The sequence below is a fragment of the Burkholderia sp. Ac-20345 genome (assembly GCF_017104825.1).
Taxonomy (GTDB): domain Bacteria; phylum Pseudomonadota; class Gammaproteobacteria; order Burkholderiales; family Burkholderiaceae; genus Burkholderia; species Burkholderia lata_B.
Window position 1 is genome coordinate 24,849 of the sequence record NZ_JAAGPO010000020.1, and the last position, 19,533, is coordinate 44,381.

The window sequence follows — 19,533 nt, forward strand, 5'->3', positions numbered from 1 at the left end:
TTTTTATGCGCTGCCGGTTTTGCGCGATTCAGGATGCCGCGGTCTTGCGCGTGTCGCGCGAGCGGCCGGCGCCGCGACGCCGGTTCACGATCGGCGCATGCTGCGCCGTCAATTCGGCGACCCAGTCGATGAACACGCGCAGCTTCGCGCTGACGTGCCGGTTCGGCGGGAACGCGACGTACATCGGCATCGGTTCGAGCTGCCATTGTTCGAACAGCGGCACCAGTTCGCCACGGGCGCGATGCGCGCCGGCCATGTAGTCGGGCAGCCACAGAATGCCCAGCCCGGCGAGGCCGGCCTCGAGGTACGCATTGCCGTCGTCGACCGCGAGCACGTAGCGTCCGCGCACGGTGACCTGTTCGCCGTCGCGTGCCATCGCAAACGGCAATGCCTTGCCGGTGCGCGCCCACAGAAAGCCGACGATCCGGTGATGCGTGTCCTCCAGCTCGTCCGGATGAGTCGGCGTGCCGGCGCGTGCGAGATAGGCCGGCGACGCGTACACGCCGAGCCGCAGGTCGCCGACGTGGCGCGCGACCAGCGCGCGGTCGGTCGGCTCGCCGCCGCGCACGACGCAGTCGACGTTCTCGCCGATCACGTCCACCACGCGGTCGCTTACGCCCATGTCGAGCTGGATGTCCGGATAGCGCGCATGGAACGCGGGCAGCGCGGGGATCAGGATCAGGCGCGCGAACGGGCTCGGCACGTCCACGCGCAGCCGCCCCCGGGGTGAAGCGGAGGCGGCGGACAGGCTCGTTTCGGCATCGTCCATGTCGGCCAGCAGCCGCACGACGCGGTCGTAGTACGCGGCGCCGTCCGCGGTGACGACGACCTTGCGCGTCGTGCGGTTGAACAGCTTCACGCGCAGCCGCGCTTCGAGCTGCTGCACCAGTTGCGTGACGGTGGTGCGGCTCATGTGCAGCGTCTCGGCCGCCTTCGTGAAACTGCCGGCTTCCACCACGCGGGCGAACGCCTGCATTGCGTCGAATCGATCCATCGGGTCAGGGCTCCGCGTCGGTCGGAAATTGTTTGGTGCGTGCAAACAGTGTTGGACAGGGTTGCCGGTTTATCCGCCGCGCAACGGTCCTTAAAGTGCCTTCATCGTTGATGCAGGGGCGGCTTCGCCCCACAAACCGAAGGAGGTATGGGATGGTAAAGCGTAGCGTGGTTTTTCCGCCCGGTCGCCAGGCACTGTACGACCGCAACCGCTATTCGCCGGCAGTGCGCTCGAACGGCTTCCTGTTCGTGTCCGGGCAGGTCGGCAGCCGCGAGGACGGCTCGCCCGAGCCGGAACTCGGTGCGCAGGTCCGCCGCGCGTTCGACAACCTGAATGCGGTGCTGCACGCGGCCGGCTGCACGTTCGACGACGTCGTCGATGTGACGGTGTTCCTCGTCGATCCCGAAGCGACGTTCGAGCGGATCTGGGAGATTGTCCCCGAATACTGGGGCGATGCGCCGCATCCGACGCTGACTGCCGTCGGCGTGACCTGGCTGTATGGGTTCCAGTTCGAAATCAAGGTGATCGCGCGGCTGCCGGAGGCGGTTGGCGGGTGAGCAGGGCGCCCGCGGTTCGTGGGGGTGCGCGTCACGGCGCGACGGGCGGCTCCTGTTCGTACGCGCGATGCAGCAGCGCGACGAACGACGATGCGTCGGGCAGCGTTGTCGTGCCGAAGCGGCGCACGGCGATCCCGGGCGTCCACGAATTCATCACGACGGCGCCGGCCATCGACGGCAGGTCGGCCGTCGTCAGTTCACGATCGTGCTGCGCGACGCCCAGGCGCGCCAGTTGCCGGCGCACGATGCGCATCGTGACGCCGCCGAGCATGCCGGCCACCGGCCACACGACCGCGTCGCCGGTCCAGAACGCGAGATTCCAGATCGAGCCTTCGCTGATGCGTCCGTGGCGATCGACGAAGGCCGCATCGTCGAAGCCCTGCGCGAGCGCGCGGCGCAGGAAGTGCGTCTTCGCGACTTCGCCGACGTGCTTGATGTCCGGCAGCACGCGCTCGTATTCGAACAGCGCGAGATCGAGCGGGCCCGCCGGCCCCGACGACGGCGCGGCGGTGCGGACCAGCACGTCGAGCGTTTCGTCCTTGCGCGGCGCGACGAATTCGCCCGTCGTCGCATGCACGGTGGCGGTTAGCGACAGCGCCGCCGGCGCGTGATCGAGCGCAGTGCGCAGGAGCGCGCGGATCCGGGCGTCGGGCAGTGCCTGGCCGAACAGCGTGTTCGACGCATCGCGCAGCCGCGCGAGATGCAGGTCGAGGCCGCGCACGTGGCCGTTGCGCACCTGCATCGCGGTGAAATGCGCATGGCCCGCGAACGCGAGCACGGCGAGCGCGTCCGGGGTGGCGGCGACGCCGTTGAGCTGGGCGACGGACGGGAACGGGGCAACGGTCATCGATGGATCTCCGGGTTCGGTCGCGAGTGCGGGGCGGCTCGCGACATCTTCAAGAAAGCCTATTGTTTGCCGATTGATCACGTCTTGAAAAACGAGTAGTTTTGGAACGATCATCAAATCCGGTTTGAAGATCGATGGAACGCATGTGGCCCGGTACGCGCGCGCTGAGGACGTTCGATGCGGCGGCGCGGCACCTGAATTTCTCGCGGGCGGCCGACGAGGTCGGGCTGACCCCGGCGGCCGTCAGTCACCAGATCAAGGAAATCGAGGCGCAGCTCGGCATGGCGCTGTTCGTCCGCACGAGCCGCAGCATCCGGCTGACGCCGGCCGGTGTCGTGCTGGCGGCTGCGGCCGCCGATGCGCTGGCGGGGCTGCAGCGCGCGACTGTCCGGGCACGGCGCATCGCGCGGGAGCAGACGGAGCTGCGCGTGTCGGTCGGCGCGCGCTTCGCGACGCACTGGCTGCTGCCGCGCCTGCCGCGGTTCAGGGCCGCGCATCCGGCGTTCGAGCTGTCGTTCGATATCACCGACCGGTTGCGCGACTTTGATGACGATGATGTCGATGTTGCGATCCGCTTCGGCACCGGGCGTTATCGCGACGCGTGCGCGCAGCGCCTGTTCGATACGTCGGTCGTCGCGATCTGCAGCCCGGCGCTGTTGTCGGAAGGGCCGCCGTTGCGCAAGCCGCGCGAGCTGCTGCGCCACACGCTTTGCCACGCGGACTGCGAAGTCGACGGCGTGACCTGGCCGCGCTGGTCGGCGTGGATGGCCGCTGCCGGCGTCGACGGTTTCGACGACAGCCGGTGTGTAGCGTTTCCGGATTCAAGCCACGTCGTGCAGGCCGTGACGGACGGCACGGCGGTCGGTCTGGCGGAGCCGCACATGATCGCGCGCGATCTCGCGGAAGGGCGCGTCGTGCAGCTGTTCGACGTGAGCGTCGAGGTGGCGCCCGGCCTCGCGTATTACGTCGTGTATCCGGAGCGCACGCAGGACGATCCGCGCATCGTCGCATTGCGCGACTGGCTCGCGGACGAAGTCGCGACGATGTGCGCGTAGCGGTGGCGTCTGCACGTGCTATCGTGCCCGCATCTCCACCGCACGATGCCCGATTCCGGGCGTGTTCCCTCGATGAGCCAACCTGAAAACAACCTCGCGATCCTGCTGGGCACGATGCAGCCCGAACTGCATCCGGGTGCGTTCGCCTTCGTATCGCTGCCGCTCGATGCAGTCGTATCGCTATCCGAAGCGATTGCAACGTTTCGCGAAGCGGAAGGGCTGACGGTCGTCGTCGGCGAGGAGGTGGCAGCGCGTCACGGCTGGCCCGTGCTGTTTCGTGCGGCCTGGATCACGCTGACCGTGCATTCCGACCTCGCGGCGGTCGGCCTCACGGCGGCGTTCGCGCGGGCGCTCGGCGCGGCAGGCATCAGCTGCAACGTGATGGCGGCCGCATACCACGATCACATCTTCGTGCCGTTCGACGACGGCCCGCGCGCGCTCGATGCGCTCGTGGCACTCCAGCGCGACGCGATGCGCGGCTGAAGCGCGCAGGGCATCCGTAACACGCAAAAAAAACGGGCCCGTAACGGGCCCGCGAACGGAAAGGATTGCGCCGGGAAACGACCCCGGGCGACCCCGGGCGCGCGGCGGCTTACTTGTTCGCGCCACCCTCGAACCACGCGGCGAGCTTCGTCCGCTCGTCGTCGGTCATGTGCGTGACGTTGCCGATCGGCATCGCCTTCAGGCGCACGGCCTGTTCGTAGATACGCTGCGCGTTCTTCGACACTTCGTCCGGCGTGTCGAACATCACGCCTGCGGGGGCGCTGCCCATCAGCGTCGGCTTCGACGAGTGGCACTCCACACAGCGTTGTTGCAGGATCGGCATGATGTCGTTGATCACGACCTTCGGCGCGTTGGCGGCCTGCGCTTCCGGTGCGACCGGCTTCGGCGTCGTCCACACGAGTGCGCCTGCCAGCAGTGCGACGCCGCCGATCGGCAGGTACCACAGCTGCTTGCCGCGGTGGCGCATCACGAAGAACTGGCGGATCAGCGCGCCGGCCAGCATGATCAGCACGAGCACGACCCAGTTGAACTTGTTCGTGTAGGTCATCGCGTAGTGGTTCGACAGCATCGCGAACACGACCGGCAGCGTGAAGTACGTGTTGTGCACCGAGCGTTGCTTGCCGCGCTTGCCGTAGATCGGATTCGGCTCTTCGCCCTTGAGCATCTTGTCGACCATCTTGCGCTGGCCGGGGATGATCACGAAGAACACGTTCGCCGACATGATCGTCGCGAGCATCGCGCCGACGATCAGGTACGCGGCACGACCCGCGAAGATATGGCACGCGAGGTAGGCGGCGGCGACCACGTAGATGCCGACGCAGATGCCGAGCACGCGATCGTTGGTGCCGAGGAGGCGGCACAGCGAGTCGTAGACGATCCAGCCGGCGGCGAGGAAGCCGAGTGCGGATGCGACGGCGACCACCGGGCCCATGTCGAGCACGCTCTTGTCGATCAGGTACGTGTTCGGCGCGAGCAGGTACAGCACGAAGAACAGCGAGAAGCCCGACAGCCAGGTCGTGTACGACGGCCACTTCGACCAGTGCAGGTCATCCGGCATTTCCGGCGGAGCGACCGTGTACTTCTGCATGTTGTAGAAACCGCCACCGTGGACGTGCCACAGCTCGCCGAACACACCGCGCTTGCGCTGGTTCGGGTCGGTCGGCGGTTTCAGGCTGTTGTCGAGCGCGACGAAATAGAACGACTCGCCGATCCACGCAATGGCGACGATGACGTGCAGCCATCGCAGCGCGAGGTTCAGCCAGTCGGTGATGAAGCCTTCCATGAAACTCCTCCAGACTCAGATTTTGTATTGATGCGGGCGCCGATGCGTATGTCAGCTGCCGCGATAGGTGCTGTACGACCACGGCGACACGAGCAGCGGCACGTGGTAGTGCGAGCCGGTGTCGGCGATGCCGAAGCGGAGCACGACGCGGTCGACGAAACGGGGTTCGGGCACCTTCACGCCGAGCGACGCGAAGTAGTCGCCGGCGTGGAACACGAGTTCGTATTCGCCGGCGGCGAGCGCGGCGCCTTCGAGCAGGGGTTCGTCGCAGCGGCCGTCGCTATTGGTCAGCACGGTCTTGATCGCGCGGCGCGATTCGCCGTCCAGCGCGTAGAGGTCCACCTTGATTGCAGCGCCGGGACGGCCGTGCGCCGTATCGAGTACGTGGGTAGTGAGCTTTCCCATTCGCAATTGTCCTTGTGTGAATGCGAGGTTCGGCGGCGACTCGATCCATTGACTGTGCGGCGGATCGAGGCTCCACGTCACGTGGCTACATACCCGTCGGCGAGATTGAAGCGAGCGCCGTGCAGGCATTGTAAAAAGGTTCCCTGCGCAAATACGGGCGCGATATCAAAGATAATGCGCCGCGCATGAGCGGCTGTCGACGGTACGCCGGATACGGCTTCCGGCGGGCGTTTCGGGCGCTCGGCGGGGCGCTGCGCGGCGTACCATATCGAATCCGTGAAACGCGGTATTCCGGATCGCGCATTGTGTGCGGCGCGCGCTTGGGCGATCCTCCCGCCGTGCGCGTCGGCCTGTGGCCCGCGCGTACCCCGAAGACGGCGAGCACGCCGGGTAACCGGGCCAGGGCGTTCGAACGGACGCAGGCACCGGAGCGTGCCGCGATTCAGCGTTCGAACGGCTGTGTGACCGTCCCCAGGATCCGCCCCTGGGGGCAGACCGACGCGGAGAACGCATGAACCTCGAGCAGCACGCTGGCGCACGCGCGCCGAACCCTTCCTCATCCCGCCCGAAAACCCTGCTGGTCAAGCACGCCGACGTGCTCGTGACCATGGACGACACGCGCCGCGAGCTGCGCGACGCGGGCCTCTACATCGAAGACAACCGGATCGTCGCGGTCGGCCCGACCGCCGAGCTGCCCGACACGGCCGACGAAGTGCTCGACCTGCGCGGCCATCTCGTGATCCCGGGGCTCGTGAACACGCACCACCACATGTACCAGAGCCTGACGCGCGCGGTGCCTGCGGCGCAGAACGCCGAGCTGTTCGGCTGGCTTACGAACCTGTACAAGATCTGGGCGCACCTGACGCCCGAGATGATCGAGGTGTCGACGCTTACCGCGATGGCCGAGCTGCTGCAGTCGGGCTGCACGACGTCGAGCGATCATCTGTACATCTACCCGAACGGCAGCCGCCTCGACGACAGCATCGGCGCCGCGCAGCGGATCGGCATGCGTTTTCACGCGAGCCGCGGCGCGATGAGCGTCGGCCAGCGCGATGGCGGGCTGCCGCCCGATTCGGTCGTCGAGCGCGAGCCCGACATCCTGCGCGACACGCAGCGCTTGATCGAGACCTATCACGACGAAGGCCGCTACGCGATGCTGCGCGTGGTCGTCGCGCCGTGCTCGCCGTTCTCGGTGAGCCGCGACCTGATGCGCGACGCGGCCGTGCTCGCGCGCGAATACGGCGTGTCGCTGCACACGCACCTCGCGGAGAACGTCAACGACATTGCGTACAGCCGCGAAAAGTTCGGGATGACGCCCGCCGAATACGCGGAAGATCTCGGCTGGGTCGGCCACGACGTGTGGCATGCGCACTGCGTGCAGCTCGACGATGCGGGTATCGGCCTGTTCGCGCGCACCGGCACGGGCGTCGCGCACTGTCCGTGCTCCAATATGCGGCTCGCGTCGGGTATCGCGCCGGTGAAGAAGATGCGTCTCGCGGGCGTGCCGGTCGGCCTCGGCGTCGACGGCTCCGCATCGAACGACGGCGCGCAGATGGTCGCGGAAGTGCGGCAGGCGCTGCTGCTGCAGCGGGTCGGTTTCGGGCCCGATGCGATGACCGCGCGCGAAGCGCTCGAGATCGCGACGCTCGGCGGCGCGAAGGTGCTGAACCGCGACGATATCGGTGCGCTGAAGCCCGGCATGGCCGCGGATTTCGCCGCGTTCGACCTGCGCCAGCCGCTGTTCGCGGGTGCGCTGCACGATCCGGTCGCGGCGCTGGTGTTCTGCGCACCGTCGCAGACGGCGTACACGGTGGTGAACGGGAAGGTGGTGGTGCGGGAAGGGCGGCTGGCGACGCTCGATCTGCCGCCCGTCATCGCGCGTCACAACGCGCTCGCACAGGCGCTGGTCGAGGCATCGCGCTGAAGAAAGGCCGAGGCCATCCGGCGGCTGCGTTGCCGCCGGGCGTGCCGCTAGCTGTCGCCGCGCCGGGACGGCGCGTGCGACGCGGGCCGTTACGCCTCGATCAGCGTGCGGGTGGCTTCGGCGACGAGGCTGCGCAGCCAGCGCACTTCGTCCGAGTAGTGGCAGCGCTCGTGCCACAGCTGGTAGTACTGCATCGGCGGGAAGTCGAGCGGTGCCGGCACGACCGACAGCGGCAGGAACTTCGCGTAGTGATCGGCGAACAGGCGCGTCGTCGTGAAGATCAGGTCGGACTTCACGAGCACATAAGGCGCGAGGTTGAAGTACGGCAGCGTGACGACCACGTGGCGCTTGAGCCGTTCGCGCGCGAGATGCACGTCGATCGCGCCGCGCTGGCCGACCGAGTACGGCGTCGGCGCGAGATGCGGCGCGTTCAGGTACTGGTCGAGCGTGAGCCCGCCGCGCTTCGCGAACGGGTGCGTGTTGCTCATCAGGCAGACGATTTCGTCGACGAACAGGTTCGACAGGTGCAGTTGCTCGGGCGGTTCGGGCCAGTTGCCGACGACGATGTCGAGCTTGCCGTCTTCCAGCGCGAGCTCGTAGTCGAACGCGGGGCCGAGCGAATGGAATTCGAGCGTCGCGTTCGGCGCGGCCTGGCGGAAGCGCTCGACGACGGTTGGTACGAACAGCACGTTCAGGTAGTCGGGGCAGCCGATCCGGTAGCAGCGGATCGACGTGGCCGGGTCGAAGTTGTGCTGCTGGAACTTGATGCGCTCGATTTCACGCAGCGCGTTCTGCACGGGCTCGAGCAGGCGTAGCCCGTACTCGGTCGGCACCATGCCGGATTTGCCGCGCACCAGCAGCGGATCGCCGGTGATGTCGCGCAGGCGCCGCAGCGCGGCGCTGATCGCCGGTTGCGACTGGTTCAGTTTGACGGCCGCGCGCGTGACGCTGCGCTCCATCAACAAGGTGTGCAAGACGCGCAAGAGGTACGTGTCGATCGCCTCGCGTTGCTGACTCATGATATCTCCGGGTTATATGTCTGGGCTGATCGATGGGGTATTGGGGTATATCGTTTTTAATATGAAGCTGGGCCAGCGTCAAGAGATGGATACCCGCAGGCACCCGCCGGCCGGGCCGCGACAAGGGGCCCGAACGGGGGGCGATGTGAAGCGCGCGGCGCCGCGCGGACGCGCGTTGCGCGAGTCCGGATCGCGGCGCGACGGGTGATGCGGCGTGCGCGTCAGTCGTCGATGCGCATGCCGACCTTCAGCGTGACCTGCCAGTGCACGACCTGGTCGCCTTCGATGTGGCCACGCGTTTCGGTCACCTGGAACCAGTGCAGGTTGTGCAGCGTCTTGCCGGCTTTCGAGATCGCGTTGCGGATGGCGTCGTCGCTCGATTGCTGCGACGAACCGGTCAGCTCGATCATCTTGTACACGTGGTCGCTCATGATGCGCTCCCTGGGATATCGGTATGGATGGCCGGTGCAAGCCGTGGTCCCGAAGCGGCGCCGCGCGTGCCCGGCTTCTTGAGTGATAGGTATGATGGGCGGCAAGTTCAACCCATATCGGAGACGAGGAACATCGTGGAAGTCGGATTTTGCGGACCGGGATTGATGGGCGCGCCGATGATTCGGCATTTGCTGGCGGCCGGGCATCGCGTCAGCGTGTGGAATCGCTCGCGCGACAAGGCCGAGGCGCTCGTGAAGGACGGCGCGCAGGTGGTCGGCACGCCGCGCGAACTGGCGGAGCGCGTCGATACGGTATTCGTGTGCGTGCTCGACGGCCGCGCGGTGGGCGACGTCGTATTCGGCGAGCATGGGCTGCTCTCCGGCGACGCCGCTGCGCGTCGCCTGCAGCGCATCGTCGATCATTCGAGCATCCCGCCTGCCGCGACGCGTGAGTACGCGGCGCGCGCAGCCGCACTCGGTGTCGGCTGGGTCGATGCGCCCGTATCGGGCGGCGTGCCCGGCGCGCAGGCCGGCACGCTCGCGGTGATGGCCGGCGGCCGCGCGGACGATCTCGATGCGGTGCGGCCGCTGATCGACACGTACGCGTCGCGCATCACGCACATGGGCGACGCGGGCGCGGGGCAGACGGCGAAGCTGTGCAACCAGGCAATCGTCACCGCGACGGTGACCGCGATCGCCGAGGCCGTCGGTCTGGCGCAGGCGAGCGGCATCGATGCCGCGCGGCTGGCCGAAGCGCTGGCCGGCGGCTGGGCCGATTCGGTGCTGCTGCAGACGTTCGTGCCGCGCATGACGTCGGGCGGTCACGTACCGATCGGCGCGCTCAGCACATTTCAGAAGGACGTCGATGCGATCGCCGACGCGGCGCGCGACACGGGCGCGGTGATGCCCGTGTCGGCCACCGTGCAGCAGGTATTGCGGCTCGGTGCCGCGCAAGGGCTCGCCGGCGCCGATTTCGCCGCGTTCATCGACATCGTGCGGCCCGGCAACGGGCGTCAGCAGGTGTCGTGACGGGCAAGCGGGGCGCGTGAATGGCAGATGGGCCGCCTGGAGGCGGCCCATCGAATGGCAGGCGGATCAGCCGAGGGAGCGTGGTGTCGTGTCGCCGGCGTTCTGGCGGCCGAGCCCGCCGCGCAGGCTCGCTTTCGTGCCTGCACCAAACTCGGGCAGGATGCGCGCACGCGCACGGCTGGCAAATACGAGGAAGCCGAAGCCGTTTGCTTCATACCAGTATCCGCCGTTCTCGAGGCCGTCCAGCGGCTGCTCGAGCGCGTTGGCGATCGATTCGATGCAGCGCTTGCGCAGCTCGGCGATAGCCGGATAAGGCGGCTGGGCGCCGCGCACGCTGCACAGGAGCACGTCGAGACCGGGCAGCACATGCGCGTACAGGACGGGTTCGTCCTGCGCACGGGCGCGGGCAATCTTGGTGTCGAGCTGGGCAAACGGTTTCGAGTGGCGCAATACCGCGAGGAATGACTCCTGGCCATCCTGCTGGGCACGCCGACGTTTTTTCGGGAAGGACATAAACACTCGCCTCAAAAACAATTGCAAGAAATGCGGCACTTTCATGCGACCCACTCCCGGCTATGTACGCCGCATGTCGATCCTTTATAGCACACGAAAATGCTGCCTTCGTGCAGTACGACGATCAATGTCTCCCGTCGACCTGCTCGCCATGATCGACACAGCCAGCGTCTTGGCGCCCGTACTGTCGTTTAGTCTCCATCATAGACCTGCTTTCCCCGCGCGTGCATTCGCCCGTCACAAAAAAGTGAGATAGGCAGCATGCGGCGGTGCATCGCGCGCGCAATAAAAAGGCCCGCACGGGGCGGGCCTGGCTGGCGGGGCGCTCGGCGATCAGCGTTGCTTCAGCGAATCGCGGATTTCACGCAGCAGCACGGTGTCTTCCGGCGTCGCGGCCGCCGCGGCTTCTTCCGGCTTGCGCAGCTTGTTGATGAATTTCACCATCAGGAAAATGATGAACGCGAGGATGACGAAATTGATCGCGACGGTGATGAACGAGCCGTAGCCGAACGCGGCGACACCCGCGGCCTGCAGGTCCTTGAACGAATCGGGATTACCCTTGAACGTCGGGGGGATGGTGCCGAGCAGAACGAACTTGTTCGAGAAATCCAGACCGCCGGTCAGCACGCCGATGACCGGCATGATGAGGTCTTTCACGATTGAATCGACGATCTTCGAGAACGCGCCGCCGATGATCACGCCGACGGCGAGATCCATGACGTTGCCCTTGACGGCGAACTCCTTGAATTCCTTGATGATGCTCATGAGCGGCTTTCTCCTGGTTGGGGCGAGGGGAGACGTGCCGCGACGCGCAAGGATGCAGAGCGTCGAATGAGGGTCGGTGGCACGCCGATGGCCGCATGATAGCGAACGCTCCCCATTGCCGGTAGCCCATCTTGAAATGATTGACAAATCCGCGCGGCGGCGCGGCCGGCCATGCAGGGGAGCGTGGCGTGCGAGGCAGCGCGTCGCGGGTGCGTCGACGCGCTGCGCAACTTCAGGTGTTGTCGTCGGTCCAGCCGTCGTCGTTGCTGCCGAGATCCATGCCGCCGCCGTTGCCGTCGCTCCAGTTCGACGCATCGCCGCGGCCGAGGTCGAAGCCCGGGTCGTTCTCCTGCCGGCGGCGCTCGCCGTCGACGATCACGTCGCGTTCGACCACGCGCTCGCGGCCGCCCGACATCGCCTCGCCGAGCAATACGCCGGTCAGCAGCCCGCCCATGCCGCCGCCGAAACCGCCGCCGCCTTGCTGGATCACCACCGGCGGTTGCTGTTGCGGGTACGGCTGCTGCGGATACGGCTGACCTTGCGCGCCCGTCATGCGATCGGCTTCCTGCGCGTACACGGAGCCGCTGCCGTTCGCCGGTGCAGCCGGTTGCGCGGCCGGGTCGGGGCGGCCTTCGACGCGTGCCTTCACGCTCGCATGGCGCTGTTCGAGTTCATCGACGCGATACGGCGGCACCGGATTCTTGCCGTTTGCCAGCGTTTCGACGAGCGTGCGCGCGTCGGTCTCGATCGCTTCGAGTTCGCCCGTGAGCGCCGCGGCGCCGGGCGCCGTCGACAGCTTCGCGTCGAGCTTCAGCGGGCGGATGTCGTTCAGCACGTCGGTGGCGCGCTTGAGCTGCGTGCGGCGTTCGTCGTCGGCGCGGCTGTTGTCGGCCGTGCGCGCGCGCCGCAGCGTCCAGCGCAGCACCAGCGCAATGACCGCGACGATCAGCCCGAGGCCGATCCACATGCCGGTTGACGGGCCGTGTTTTTCGGCCGGCGCGACGGCGGGCGCGAGCGACGATTGCAGCGTGCCGGCCTGCGTGGCCGACGGCACGTTGCCGCTCACGCGCGCGGCGTCGGCGCGGATGCGCGACTCCGTCTGCGCGAAGCGCGACGCGTCGGTGAACTTCAGTTGCGGATCGAGCGACTTCGCGCGCTGCAGCTGCTCGAGTGCGTCGGACGCGCGGCCCTCGCGGTCCAGCACCTGCGCGTACAGGTAGCGCGCGTGCGCGTTGTTCGGATGGGCGCCGATGACTTGCGACAGCTGCGTGTCGGCTTGCTGCCAGTTGCGTTGCGCGATCGACTGCTCGACTTGCTGCAGCGACGGGACCGCAAACGCGGCGGACGACAGCAACATCAGCGAGAGGCCGAGTGCGGCGAGAGATTTCTTCATGGTCGAACCGGGCGCAGGCGCCCGTCTCCTGACAATCGGTTCGCGCCGCGCGCCCGGGGCGGGCGGCGGCGCGGTTGCCCGCAGTTGCCGTTACTGCGCGGGCGTGTCGAGCTGCTTCTTCAGTGCGGCGAGGCGATCCTCGACCGACGGGCCCTTGTTCAGCGCGGCGAGCTTGTCGTCGAGCGCCTTGCCGCTCGACGTGTCGGCCGAATTCAGGCGTGCGTCCGAACGCGCATTCTGCAGCGCGACCTTGTCCTCGAGCTTCTGGAAGTCCTCGGACAGGTTCTTGCCGCCGATGCCGCCCAAGGCGCTTGCCGCGACGTCCTTCGCCTGCGCGATTTCCTGCTTGGCCTGCAGGATGTTCGAGCGTGCGTTCAGGTCATTGCGGCGCTGACGCATGTCGGCGATCTGCCCCTTCAGCTTGTCGACCGACGGCTCGAGCGTCGACAGCTCGGCCGCGAGCGCGTCACGCTCGGCTTCCGCGTTCGACTGCGCGCCGAGCGCCTCACGAGCGAGTGCCTCGTCGCCGGACTGCAGCGCGCGCTTCGCGCCGTCCTCGTACTTCTTCACCTTGTCGTCGGCCGCATCGCGCTTGCTGCGCTGGGTTGCGACCTGTGCCTCGATCTCGATCAGCGAATTCTCGGCACGGCCGATGCTGTCGTCGAGCTCCCGCACGATCTGCCGTGCGTCGCGCGACGGATCCTGTACCGAATCGGCCGCATCGTTCAGCAGGCCTTTGATCGTGCGCGAAACAGAGTCGAAAAGCGACATGAAATCCTCCGTGGTTGAAAGGCGCCGCGTGAGAGCGGCAGTGCCCGTTGCGAGCCGGTTCCGACCCGCATGAGCCGGCGGATATTACACCACCGGTTCACTTAAATACGGCTTAAACGCGCGAGTTCAAGCGGCTTGCGCATCAGGATGTCGAACCTTTCGCGATTGAAAGAAAATCGGCCGTGCGCGCCATATTGCGTGTCCATGATAGGCAGAGGATGCCGACAATACGTTCCTTAAATCACGGCATTGCGGGAATTTTTACAAAAAATCGCGAAGGCACCCGGTCGATTTCATTAAAATGCGCTGTCACGTCGCGGGAACGGATCGCCGCGCGGCGGGGTCTGTCGACGTGACAGCCGCATCACGCTGTATCCGCTCTGATTCATTCGCCTGCATTTCCGCATGCGTCCGAGGGCGCCACGTACGCCCGCCATTCCGACATGCCAATTATCAAACGACCGCCTTCTTCTTCCGACAGGAACGAACCCCACTACACGCTGCGCCGTTCGCCGTCCGGAGCCTATTACCCCGATGACGACGATCGCGACGACGACCGCCGCACCCAGCGCAGCGGCGGCGGCGGGCACCGTCGCTCGTTCGGCTCGCGCGTCGTGCTGTGGTTCGCCGGCCTGTTCGTGACGCTGGCGATCGTCGGCGCGCTGATCGTCGGCTACGCGCTGGTCGTGATGGCGCCGCAACTGCCGTCGCTCGATGCGCTGACCAACTACCAGCCGAAGGTGCCGCTGCGCGTGTTCACGGCCGATCACGTGCTGATCGGCGAATTCGGCGAAGAGCGCCGCAGCCTCGTGCGCTTCCAGGACATTCCCGACGTGATGAAGAAGGCCGTACTCGCGATCGAGGACTACCGCTTCTACGAACACGGCGGCGTCGACTTCGTCGGCATCCTGCGCGCGGGTGTGGCCGACCTGATGCACGGCGGCGCGCGCCAGGGCGCGAGCACGATCACGATGCAGGTCGCGCGCAACTTCTTCCTGTCGAGCGAGAAGACCTACACGCGCAAGATCTACGAAATGCTGCTCGCGTACAAGATCGAGAAGGCCCTGACGAAGGACCAGATCCTCGAGCTGTACATGAACCAGATCTATCTCGGCCAGCGCTCGTACGGCTTCGCGGCCGCCGCGCGCGTGTACTTCGGCAAGGACCTGAAGGACATCACGGTCGCGGAAGCGGCGATGCTCGCGGGGCTGCCGAAGGCGCCGTCCGCGTATAACCCGGTGGTCAATCCGAAGCGCGCGAAGGTGCGCCAGGAATACATCCTGAAACGCATGCTCGAGGTCGGCTACATCACGCAGCCGCAGTACGACGAGGCAGTGAAGGAAGAGATCCACGTGCGCACGCCGGGCAACCAGTACGCGGTGCACGGCGAATACGTCGCCGAGATGGTGCGGCAGATGATGTACCAGCAGTACAAGGACGAAACCTATACGCGCGGGCTGACCGTCACGACGACGATCAACTCGTCCGACCAGGAAGCCGCGTACCAGGCCGTGCGTCGCGGCATTCTCGACTACGAGCGCCGCCACGGCTATCGCGGGCCGGAAGCGTCGATCAAGCTGCCCGCGGCCGGCGACGACCGCGACGAGGCGATCGACGATGCGCTCGCCGATCATCCGGACAATGGCGACCTGCAGTCGGCGGTCGTGCTGTCGGCGTCGCCGAACGCGGTCGAGGTGCAGTTTGTCGGTGGCGCGACCACGACGATCGGCCCGGCCGGGCTGCGCTTCGTCGCGGCCGCGCTCGGCCCCCGCGCGAACGACACGATGCGCATCAAGCCGGGCTCGGTCGTGCGCGTGCTGAAGGACGGCAAGACGGGCTGGCAGGTCGTGCAGCTGCCGCAGGTCGAAGGCGCGCTCGTCGCGATCGCGCCGCAGGATGGCGCGATCCGCTCGCTGGTCGGCGGCTTCGACTTCAACAAGAGCAAGTTCAACCACGTGACGCAGGCATGGCGGCAGCCGGGCTCGTCGTTCAAGCCGTTCATCTACTCGGCATCGCTCGACAAGGGCATGGGGCCGGCGACGATGATCAACGACGCGCCGCTGTACTTCCCGCCGAGCGTGCCGGGCGGCACCGCATGGGAGCCGAAGGACGACGACCAGCCGGACGGCCCGATGACGATGCGCACCGGCCTGCAGCGTTCGAAGAACCTCGTGTCGATCCGGATTCTCGCGTCGATCGGCACGCAGTACGCGCAGCAGTACGTGACGCAGCGCTTCGGCTTCGATCCCGCGAAGACGCCGCCTTACCTGCCGATGGCGCTCGGTGCGGGCCTCGTGACGCCGCTGCAGCTCGCGACCGGTTATGCGGTGTTCGCGAACGGCGGCTACAAGGTCGATCCGTACCTGATCGCCGAGGTCGACGACGCCCGCGGCCAGCCGCTGCAGAAGTCGCAGCCGGTGCTCGCGGGCAGCACGGCGCCGCGCACGATCGAAGGCCGCAACGCGTACGTGATGAACAGCCTGCTGCATTCGGTCGCGACGGCCGGCACGGGCGCGGGCACCAACGCACTGGGCCGAGGCGACCTGCAGGGCAAGACGGGTACGACGAACGACGCGAAGGACGGCTGGTTCGCCGGCTACCAGCAGTCGCTCGTCGCAGTTGCGTGGATGGGCTTCGACCAGCCGAAGAGCCTCGGCAGCCGCGAATTCGGCGCGCAGCTCGCGTTGCCGATCTGGGTGAACTACATGCGCACCGCGCTGAACGGTGTGCCCGAGCAGCAGATGCCGATGCCGGACGGCCTGACTTCGATCGATGGCGAGCTGTTCTACGCCGATCGCACGCCGGGCAACGGCTTCGTCGCGAACGTCGACATCAACCCGGCCGAGAATGCGATCAGCGCGAACGACGCACTCGGCTCGGCCGGTGCGGCGGGCCTTGCGCCGCCGCCTGTCACGGCGCAGGAGAAGCAGCAGATCATGGACATGTTCGAGAACAAGTAAGCGGCACGCCGCTGTTCCGGCACGAGACGGGCGCCTTCGGGCGCCCGTTTTTTTTGCGCGAATCGTCGGCGGAGAGAAGGGGAGTCAGAACGCCGCGCAGGCCGGCACGACCGTCATGCCGACCGATTGCTGGTGGAATCGCTGGATGTACGCTTGCCGGATCGCGGTGAGCCTGGCGCGCGTGTCGGGCGTATCGTCGCCGATGATACGGATCACGAAGCTGTCTTCGCGGGTGATCCCGCCGCTTGCCCGGTCGCGCCACTGGCCGTGCGTGTCCCAGTAGGTGAGGCCGTCGGGGAACCGCGGCGTGACCGTGTCGGCGAGGAACGCCGCGCGTTCCGCATCGGTGACGGGGCCGCGCCCGGTCATGTCGCGCCCGAACAGCAGGTCGGCCTGCAGCATGCGGCTCTCGCCGGGCTGCGTGCAGGCCGACGGCGCGCCGACGACGGGCGAGGGCGGTGCCGCGCAACCGGCGAGCAGCGCGATCGCGACGGCGCCGATCACTGGCGCCGCGCGGCGCTGCCAGGCCGTGGCGCACGCGGCTGGCGGCCGCATCTGCCCATTTCGTGACGATCGACCTCCGCGCGTGCAAAACGCTGCGCGCTCAACCACTTGCGTGCTTGTCCGGCGGGTTATCAACAGGGCTGTCAACATAATCTGGGGATAACCCTAGGTTTGTCCTCGTGTGCCCGATGCGGGGTCAGGGCTGCAATTTCGCGTGCGCGAGATGCATGCCGAGCGTGCCGGGATCCGTATTGGTGCCGGACAGCAGCACGCCGACGCGCTTGCCCTGCAGCGTTTCGCGCAGCGGGCCGAGCAGCGCGGCGAGCGCGGCCGCGCACGCCGGTTCGACCGACAGTTTCAGTTGCGAGAACAGGAACAGCATCGCGGCACGCAGCGCGTCGTCGGACACGGTGACGATGCGGTCGACGTGGCGCCGGCACAGCTGGTAGCTGTATTCCTCGGTATGCGGCGCCATCAGCGAATCGGCGATCGTCTGCATCGCGCTCATCTTGATCGTGTGATTCGCCGCGAAGCTGCGGCTCATCGCGTCGGCGCCTTCCGGCTCGACGCCGTACACGTGCACGCGCGGATTCGCGAGCCGCAGCGCGGTCGCCATGCCGGCCGCGAGCCCGCCGCCGCCGATCGGCACGATCACCGCGTCGAGGTCGGGGGTCTGCGTCGCCCATTCGTAGCCGAGCGTCGCGGTGCCGAGGATCGTGTGGTAGCCGTTGAACGGATGGATGAAGAAGCGGCCTTCCTCGGCCTCGATCCGCCGGACCAGATCGAACGCCTGCGACGCGCTGCCCGCCAGCACGACTTCCGCGCGGTACTGCTTGCACTGTGCGATGCGCGACGGGCTCGCGGTGTGGAACATCACGACCTTGGCGCTGCTGCCGAGCCGCATTGCCGCATACGCGACGGCCGCCGCGTGATTGCCCGCCGACACGCAGGTGACGCCGGCATTCCTGCGCGCCTCGTCGAGCGCGAGCAGGTGCGTGAAGGCGCCGCGCGCCTTGAAGCTGCCGCTGACCTGCAGCAACTCGAACTTGAAGTTGACGTGCGTGCCCTCGAGGGACGGCAGGTCGGCGCGTTCGAACACGGGCGTGCGTGCGACCCACGGCGACAACGCGAAATGCTGCGCGGCGATTTCGTCGAGCGTCGGGATCGGCTCGCCGTCGATCGTCGTATGGGCGGTGCCGTGTTGTTCAGTCGACATGACGTGGCGGGGGGCGGGTGGCGGAGTGGGCCGGCCCGCACACGCGGGCCGGCGTGACGGGAGGCAGTCAGTGCGCGTCGACCGACATGCTGCGGATGAACTTGCGCAGGAACTGCTCGCAGCCGGCGAGCTGCGCGAGCTCGACATATTCGTTCGGCTTGTGGGCCTGCTCGATGTTGCCGGGCCCGCATACGACGCTCGGGATGCCCGCGCGTTCGAACAGGCCGGCCTCGGTGCCGTAGGCGACCTTGCGCTTGTCCTGGTCGGCCGTCAGCGCACGCACGAGCTGCGTGATCGCGGCCTGTTCGGTGGCGTCGAGGCCGGGCGCCGCGGCGATCTTCGAGAATTCGATCGCGGCATTCGGATGCTCGCGGAGCATCTGCGGCAGCAGCGTGTCGCGTGCATACGCTTCGATGCGCGTGAAGATCTGCTCGGGGTCGAGCGTCGGCAGGTTGCGGAACTCGAAGTCGAACCGGCATTCGGCCGGCACTGTGTTGATCGCGTTGCCGCCCTGGATCGTGCTCGTCTGCGCGGTCGTGAACGGCACGTCGTACAGCGCGTCGAACGGGCCTTCGGCACGGAAGCGGTCGGCGATGTCGCGGATGTGGCAGATGAGGCGCGCCGCATACTCGATCGCGTTCAGCCCCTTCGGCGTCAGCGACGAATGCGCCGCGTGGCCGCGCACGCAGCAGCGGTATGCGTTGATGCCCTTGTGCGCGATGATCGGCCGCATGCTGGTCGGCTCGCCGACGATGCAGCCGGACGGCTGCACGCCGCGCTTGACGAGGTCGGCGATCATCAGCGGCGCGCCCGCGCAGCCGATTTCCTCGTCGTAGGACAGTGCGAAATGGATCGGCTTCGCGAGCTTGGTCGCCTGCATTTCGGGCAGCAGCGCGAGCGCCGCGCCGATGAAGCCCTTCATGTCGCAGGTGCCGCGGCCGTACAGGCGGCCGTCGCGGATTTCCGGCGCGAACGGATTGCTGTCCCATTGCTGGCCGTCGACCGGCACGACGTCGGTATGCCCCGACAGCACGATGCCGCCGTTCGTCGAGCCGTCATGAGCGGGCACGGTCGCGAACAGGTTCGCCCAGCCTTCGCGCGGATCGTGCGTGATCGTCGATGCAATGCCCTTCGCGGCGAGCGCGTCGCGCACCGTTTCGATCAGGCCGAGGTTCGGCACGCGGCTCGTCGTGTCCATCGACACCAGTTGCTTGATCCAGGGCAGGCTGACGAGCGACGCATCGCCTTGGTCGGCGGCGGACGGCGCCGTCGCGTCGAGAGTGGACATGGCAAAACTCCGTCTGATGAATGGGAAAATCATACTCAAAAACGCGTCGGCCCGCCTTCGCCGGACGCGATGCGGT

Annotated in this window: 19 protein-coding genes; 6 read left to right on the forward strand and 13 right to left on the reverse strand. The window is 67.2% G+C overall.

The window, feature by feature from the left end:
* Positions 1-28: 28 nt before the first annotated feature.
* Positions 29-994, reverse strand: coding sequence for a LysR family transcriptional regulator (locus tag G3O06_RS10215; protein WP_205815922.1), 966 nt, complete (start codon positions 992-994; stop codon positions 29-31).
* Between the two features lie 152 nt (positions 995-1,146).
* Here G3O06_RS10215 and G3O06_RS10220 point away from each other — a divergent pair, with 152 nt between their 5' ends.
* A complete protein-coding gene (locus tag G3O06_RS10220) occupies positions 1,147-1,551 on the forward strand; it encodes a RidA family protein (RefSeq protein WP_205815923.1) in 405 nt (134 codons plus the stop codon).
* 31 nt (positions 1,552-1,582) lie between these two features.
* Here the strand turns inward: G3O06_RS10220 and G3O06_RS10225 are convergent, their stop codons facing one another.
* A complete protein-coding gene (locus tag G3O06_RS10225) occupies positions 1,583-2,398 on the reverse strand; it encodes an aminotransferase class IV family protein (RefSeq protein ID WP_205815924.1) in 816 nt (271 codons plus the stop codon).
* A gap of 134 nt (positions 2,399-2,532) precedes the next feature.
* Here G3O06_RS10225 and G3O06_RS10230 point away from each other — a divergent pair, with 134 nt between their 5' ends.
* Positions 2,533-3,453, forward strand: coding sequence for a LysR substrate-binding domain-containing protein (locus tag G3O06_RS10230; RefSeq protein WP_205815925.1), 921 nt, complete (start codon positions 2,533-2,535; stop codon positions 3,451-3,453).
* Positions 3,454-3,525: 72 nt separating this feature from the next.
* Positions 3,526-3,936: an ACT domain-containing protein gene (locus G3O06_RS10235; RefSeq protein WP_205815926.1), complete on the forward strand. Its 411-nt coding sequence runs from the start codon at positions 3,526-3,528 to the stop codon at positions 3,934-3,936.
* Between the two features lie 109 nt (positions 3,937-4,045).
* Here G3O06_RS10235 and G3O06_RS10240 read toward each other — a convergent pair whose 3' ends face one another.
* Positions 4,046-5,239 (reverse strand): urate hydroxylase PuuD, encoded by a 1,194-nt coding sequence (locus tag G3O06_RS10240; protein WP_174967398.1) that lies wholly within the window; start codon positions 5,237-5,239, stop codon positions 4,046-4,048.
* Positions 5,240-5,290: 51 nt separating this feature from the next.
* Entirely contained in the window at positions 5,291-5,644 is a 354-nt protein-coding gene (gene uraH / locus G3O06_RS10245; RefSeq protein WP_011352401.1) for a hydroxyisourate hydrolase, read from the reverse strand.
* 511 nt (positions 5,645-6,155) lie between these two features.
* On the opposite strand from uraH, the gene G3O06_RS10250 reads away from it, so the two are divergent.
* Positions 6,156-7,568 (forward strand): 8-oxoguanine deaminase, encoded by a 1,413-nt coding sequence (locus tag G3O06_RS10250; protein WP_122945657.1) that lies wholly within the window; start codon positions 6,156-6,158, stop codon positions 7,566-7,568.
* An 89-nt stretch (positions 7,569-7,657) separates the two neighbouring features.
* Here G3O06_RS10250 and G3O06_RS10255 read toward each other — a convergent pair whose 3' ends face one another.
* Together G3O06_RS10255 and G3O06_RS10260 are read right to left on the reverse strand one after the other, a co-directional pair.
* The gene (locus tag G3O06_RS10255) at positions 7,658-8,587 is read right to left on the reverse strand and encodes a LysR substrate-binding domain-containing protein (protein WP_006762467.1); all 930 of its coding nucleotides are present in this window, start codon (positions 8,585-8,587) and stop codon (positions 7,658-7,660) included.
* Between the two features lie 221 nt (positions 8,588-8,808).
* The gene (locus tag G3O06_RS10260; protein ID WP_021160372.1) at positions 8,809-9,018 is read right to left on the reverse strand and encodes a dodecin; all 210 of its coding nucleotides are present in this window, start codon (positions 9,016-9,018) and stop codon (positions 8,809-8,811) included.
* A 135-nt stretch (positions 9,019-9,153) separates the two neighbouring features.
* Between G3O06_RS10260 and G3O06_RS10265 the strand changes: the two genes are divergently transcribed.
* Positions 9,154-10,047 carry an NAD(P)-dependent oxidoreductase gene (locus G3O06_RS10265; protein ID WP_205815927.1) on the forward strand — a complete coding sequence of 298 codons (894 nt, stop codon included), beginning with the start codon at positions 9,154-9,156 and terminating at the stop codon, positions 10,045-10,047.
* A 66-nt stretch (positions 10,048-10,113) separates the two neighbouring features.
* On the opposite strand, the gene G3O06_RS10270 is transcribed toward G3O06_RS10265, so the two are convergent.
* From G3O06_RS10270 to G3O06_RS10285, 4 genes are all read right to left on the reverse strand, one after another.
* The gene (locus G3O06_RS10270) at positions 10,114-10,560 is read right to left on the reverse strand and encodes a hypothetical protein (RefSeq protein ID WP_027784713.1); all 447 of its coding nucleotides are present in this window, start codon (positions 10,558-10,560) and stop codon (positions 10,114-10,116) included.
* A gap of 333 nt (positions 10,561-10,893) precedes the next feature.
* A complete protein-coding gene (mscL, locus tag G3O06_RS10275; protein ID WP_174914599.1) occupies positions 10,894-11,325 on the reverse strand; it encodes a large conductance mechanosensitive channel protein MscL in 432 nt (143 codons plus the stop codon).
* 232 nt (positions 11,326-11,557) lie between these two features.
* Entirely contained in the window at positions 11,558-12,718 is a 1,161-nt protein-coding gene (locus tag G3O06_RS10280; protein WP_205815928.1) for a tetratricopeptide repeat protein, read from the reverse strand.
* A 90-nt stretch (positions 12,719-12,808) separates the two neighbouring features.
* A complete protein-coding gene (locus G3O06_RS10285) occupies positions 12,809-13,489 on the reverse strand; it encodes a PspA/IM30 family protein (RefSeq protein WP_011352396.1) in 681 nt (226 codons plus the stop codon).
* A gap of 443 nt (positions 13,490-13,932) precedes the next feature.
* Between G3O06_RS10285 and G3O06_RS10290 the strand changes: the two genes are divergently transcribed.
* On the forward strand, positions 13,933-16,449 hold the full coding sequence (locus G3O06_RS10290) for a penicillin-binding protein 1A (RefSeq protein WP_174979708.1): 2,517 nt from the start codon (positions 13,933-13,935) through the stop codon (positions 16,447-16,449).
* Positions 16,450-16,533: 84 nt separating this feature from the next.
* On the opposite strand, the gene G3O06_RS10295 is transcribed toward G3O06_RS10290, so the two are convergent.
* The 3 genes from G3O06_RS10295 to argE form a co-directional block, all read right to left on the reverse strand.
* Complete coding sequence (locus G3O06_RS10295) at positions 16,534-17,004, reverse strand: DUF3574 domain-containing protein (protein ID WP_241019725.1); 471 nt, start codon at positions 17,002-17,004, stop codon at positions 16,534-16,536.
* 145 nt (positions 17,005-17,149) lie between these two features.
* Positions 17,150-18,169, reverse strand: a complete 1,020-nt coding sequence (locus tag G3O06_RS10300; RefSeq protein ID WP_174914608.1) for a threonine/serine dehydratase — start codon at positions 18,167-18,169, stop codon at positions 17,150-17,152.
* Positions 18,170-18,236: 67 nt separating this feature from the next.
* The gene (gene argE / locus G3O06_RS10305) at positions 18,237-19,457 is read right to left on the reverse strand and encodes an acetylornithine deacetylase (protein WP_174967403.1); all 1,221 of its coding nucleotides are present in this window, start codon (positions 19,455-19,457) and stop codon (positions 18,237-18,239) included.
* Positions 19,458-19,533 lie beyond the last annotated feature (76 nt).

Coding starts and splice junctions, on each gene's coding strand:
- G3O06_RS10290 (WP_174979708.1), top strand. CDS start 13,933: ATGCCAATTATCAAACGACCGCCTTCTTCTTCCGACAGGAACGAACCC.
- G3O06_RS10285 (WP_011352396.1), bottom strand. CDS start 13,489: ATGTCGCTTTTCGACTCTGTTTCGCGCACGATCAAAGGCCTGCTGAAC.
- argE (WP_174967403.1), bottom strand. CDS start 19,457: ATGTCCACTCTCGACGCGACGGCGCCGTCCGCCGCCGACCAAGGCGAT.
- G3O06_RS10235 (WP_205815926.1), top strand. CDS start 3,526: ATGAGCCAACCTGAAAACAACCTCGCGATCCTGCTGGGCACGATGCAG.
- G3O06_RS10225 (WP_205815924.1), bottom strand. CDS start 2,398: ATGACCGTTGCCCCGTTCCCGTCCGTCGCCCAGCTCAACGGCGTCGCC.
- mscL (WP_174914599.1), bottom strand. CDS start 11,325: ATGAGCATCATCAAGGAATTCAAGGAGTTCGCCGTCAAGGGCAACGTC.
- G3O06_RS10230 (WP_205815925.1), top strand. CDS start 2,533: ATGGAACGCATGTGGCCCGGTACGCGCGCGCTGAGGACGTTCGATGCG.
- G3O06_RS10280 (WP_205815928.1), bottom strand. CDS start 12,718: ATGAAGAAATCTCTCGCCGCACTCGGCCTCTCGCTGATGTTGCTGTCG.
- G3O06_RS10220 (WP_205815923.1), top strand. CDS start 1,147: ATGGTAAAGCGTAGCGTGGTTTTTCCGCCCGGTCGCCAGGCACTGTAC.
- G3O06_RS10250 (WP_122945657.1), top strand. CDS start 6,156: ATGAACCTCGAGCAGCACGCTGGCGCACGCGCGCCGAACCCTTCCTCA.
- G3O06_RS10260 (WP_021160372.1), bottom strand. CDS start 9,018: ATGAGCGACCACGTGTACAAGATGATCGAGCTGACCGGTTCGTCGCAG.
- G3O06_RS10240 (WP_174967398.1), bottom strand. CDS start 5,239: ATGGAAGGCTTCATCACCGACTGGCTGAACCTCGCGCTGCGATGGCTG.
- uraH (WP_011352401.1), bottom strand. CDS start 5,644: ATGGGAAAGCTCACTACCCACGTACTCGATACGGCGCACGGCCGTCCC.
- G3O06_RS10215 (WP_205815922.1), bottom strand. CDS start 994: ATGGATCGATTCGACGCAATGCAGGCGTTCGCCCGCGTGGTGGAAGCC.
- G3O06_RS10270 (WP_027784713.1), bottom strand. CDS start 10,560: ATGTCCTTCCCGAAAAAACGTCGGCGTGCCCAGCAGGATGGCCAGGAG.
- G3O06_RS10295 (WP_241019725.1), bottom strand. CDS start 17,004: ATGCGGCCGCCAGCCGCGTGCGCCACGGCCTGGCAGCGCCGCGCGGCG.
- G3O06_RS10255 (WP_006762467.1), bottom strand. CDS start 8,587: ATGAGTCAGCAACGCGAGGCGATCGACACGTACCTCTTGCGCGTCTTG.
- G3O06_RS10300 (WP_174914608.1), bottom strand. CDS start 18,169: ATGTCGACTGAACAACACGGCACCGCCCATACGACGATCGACGGCGAG.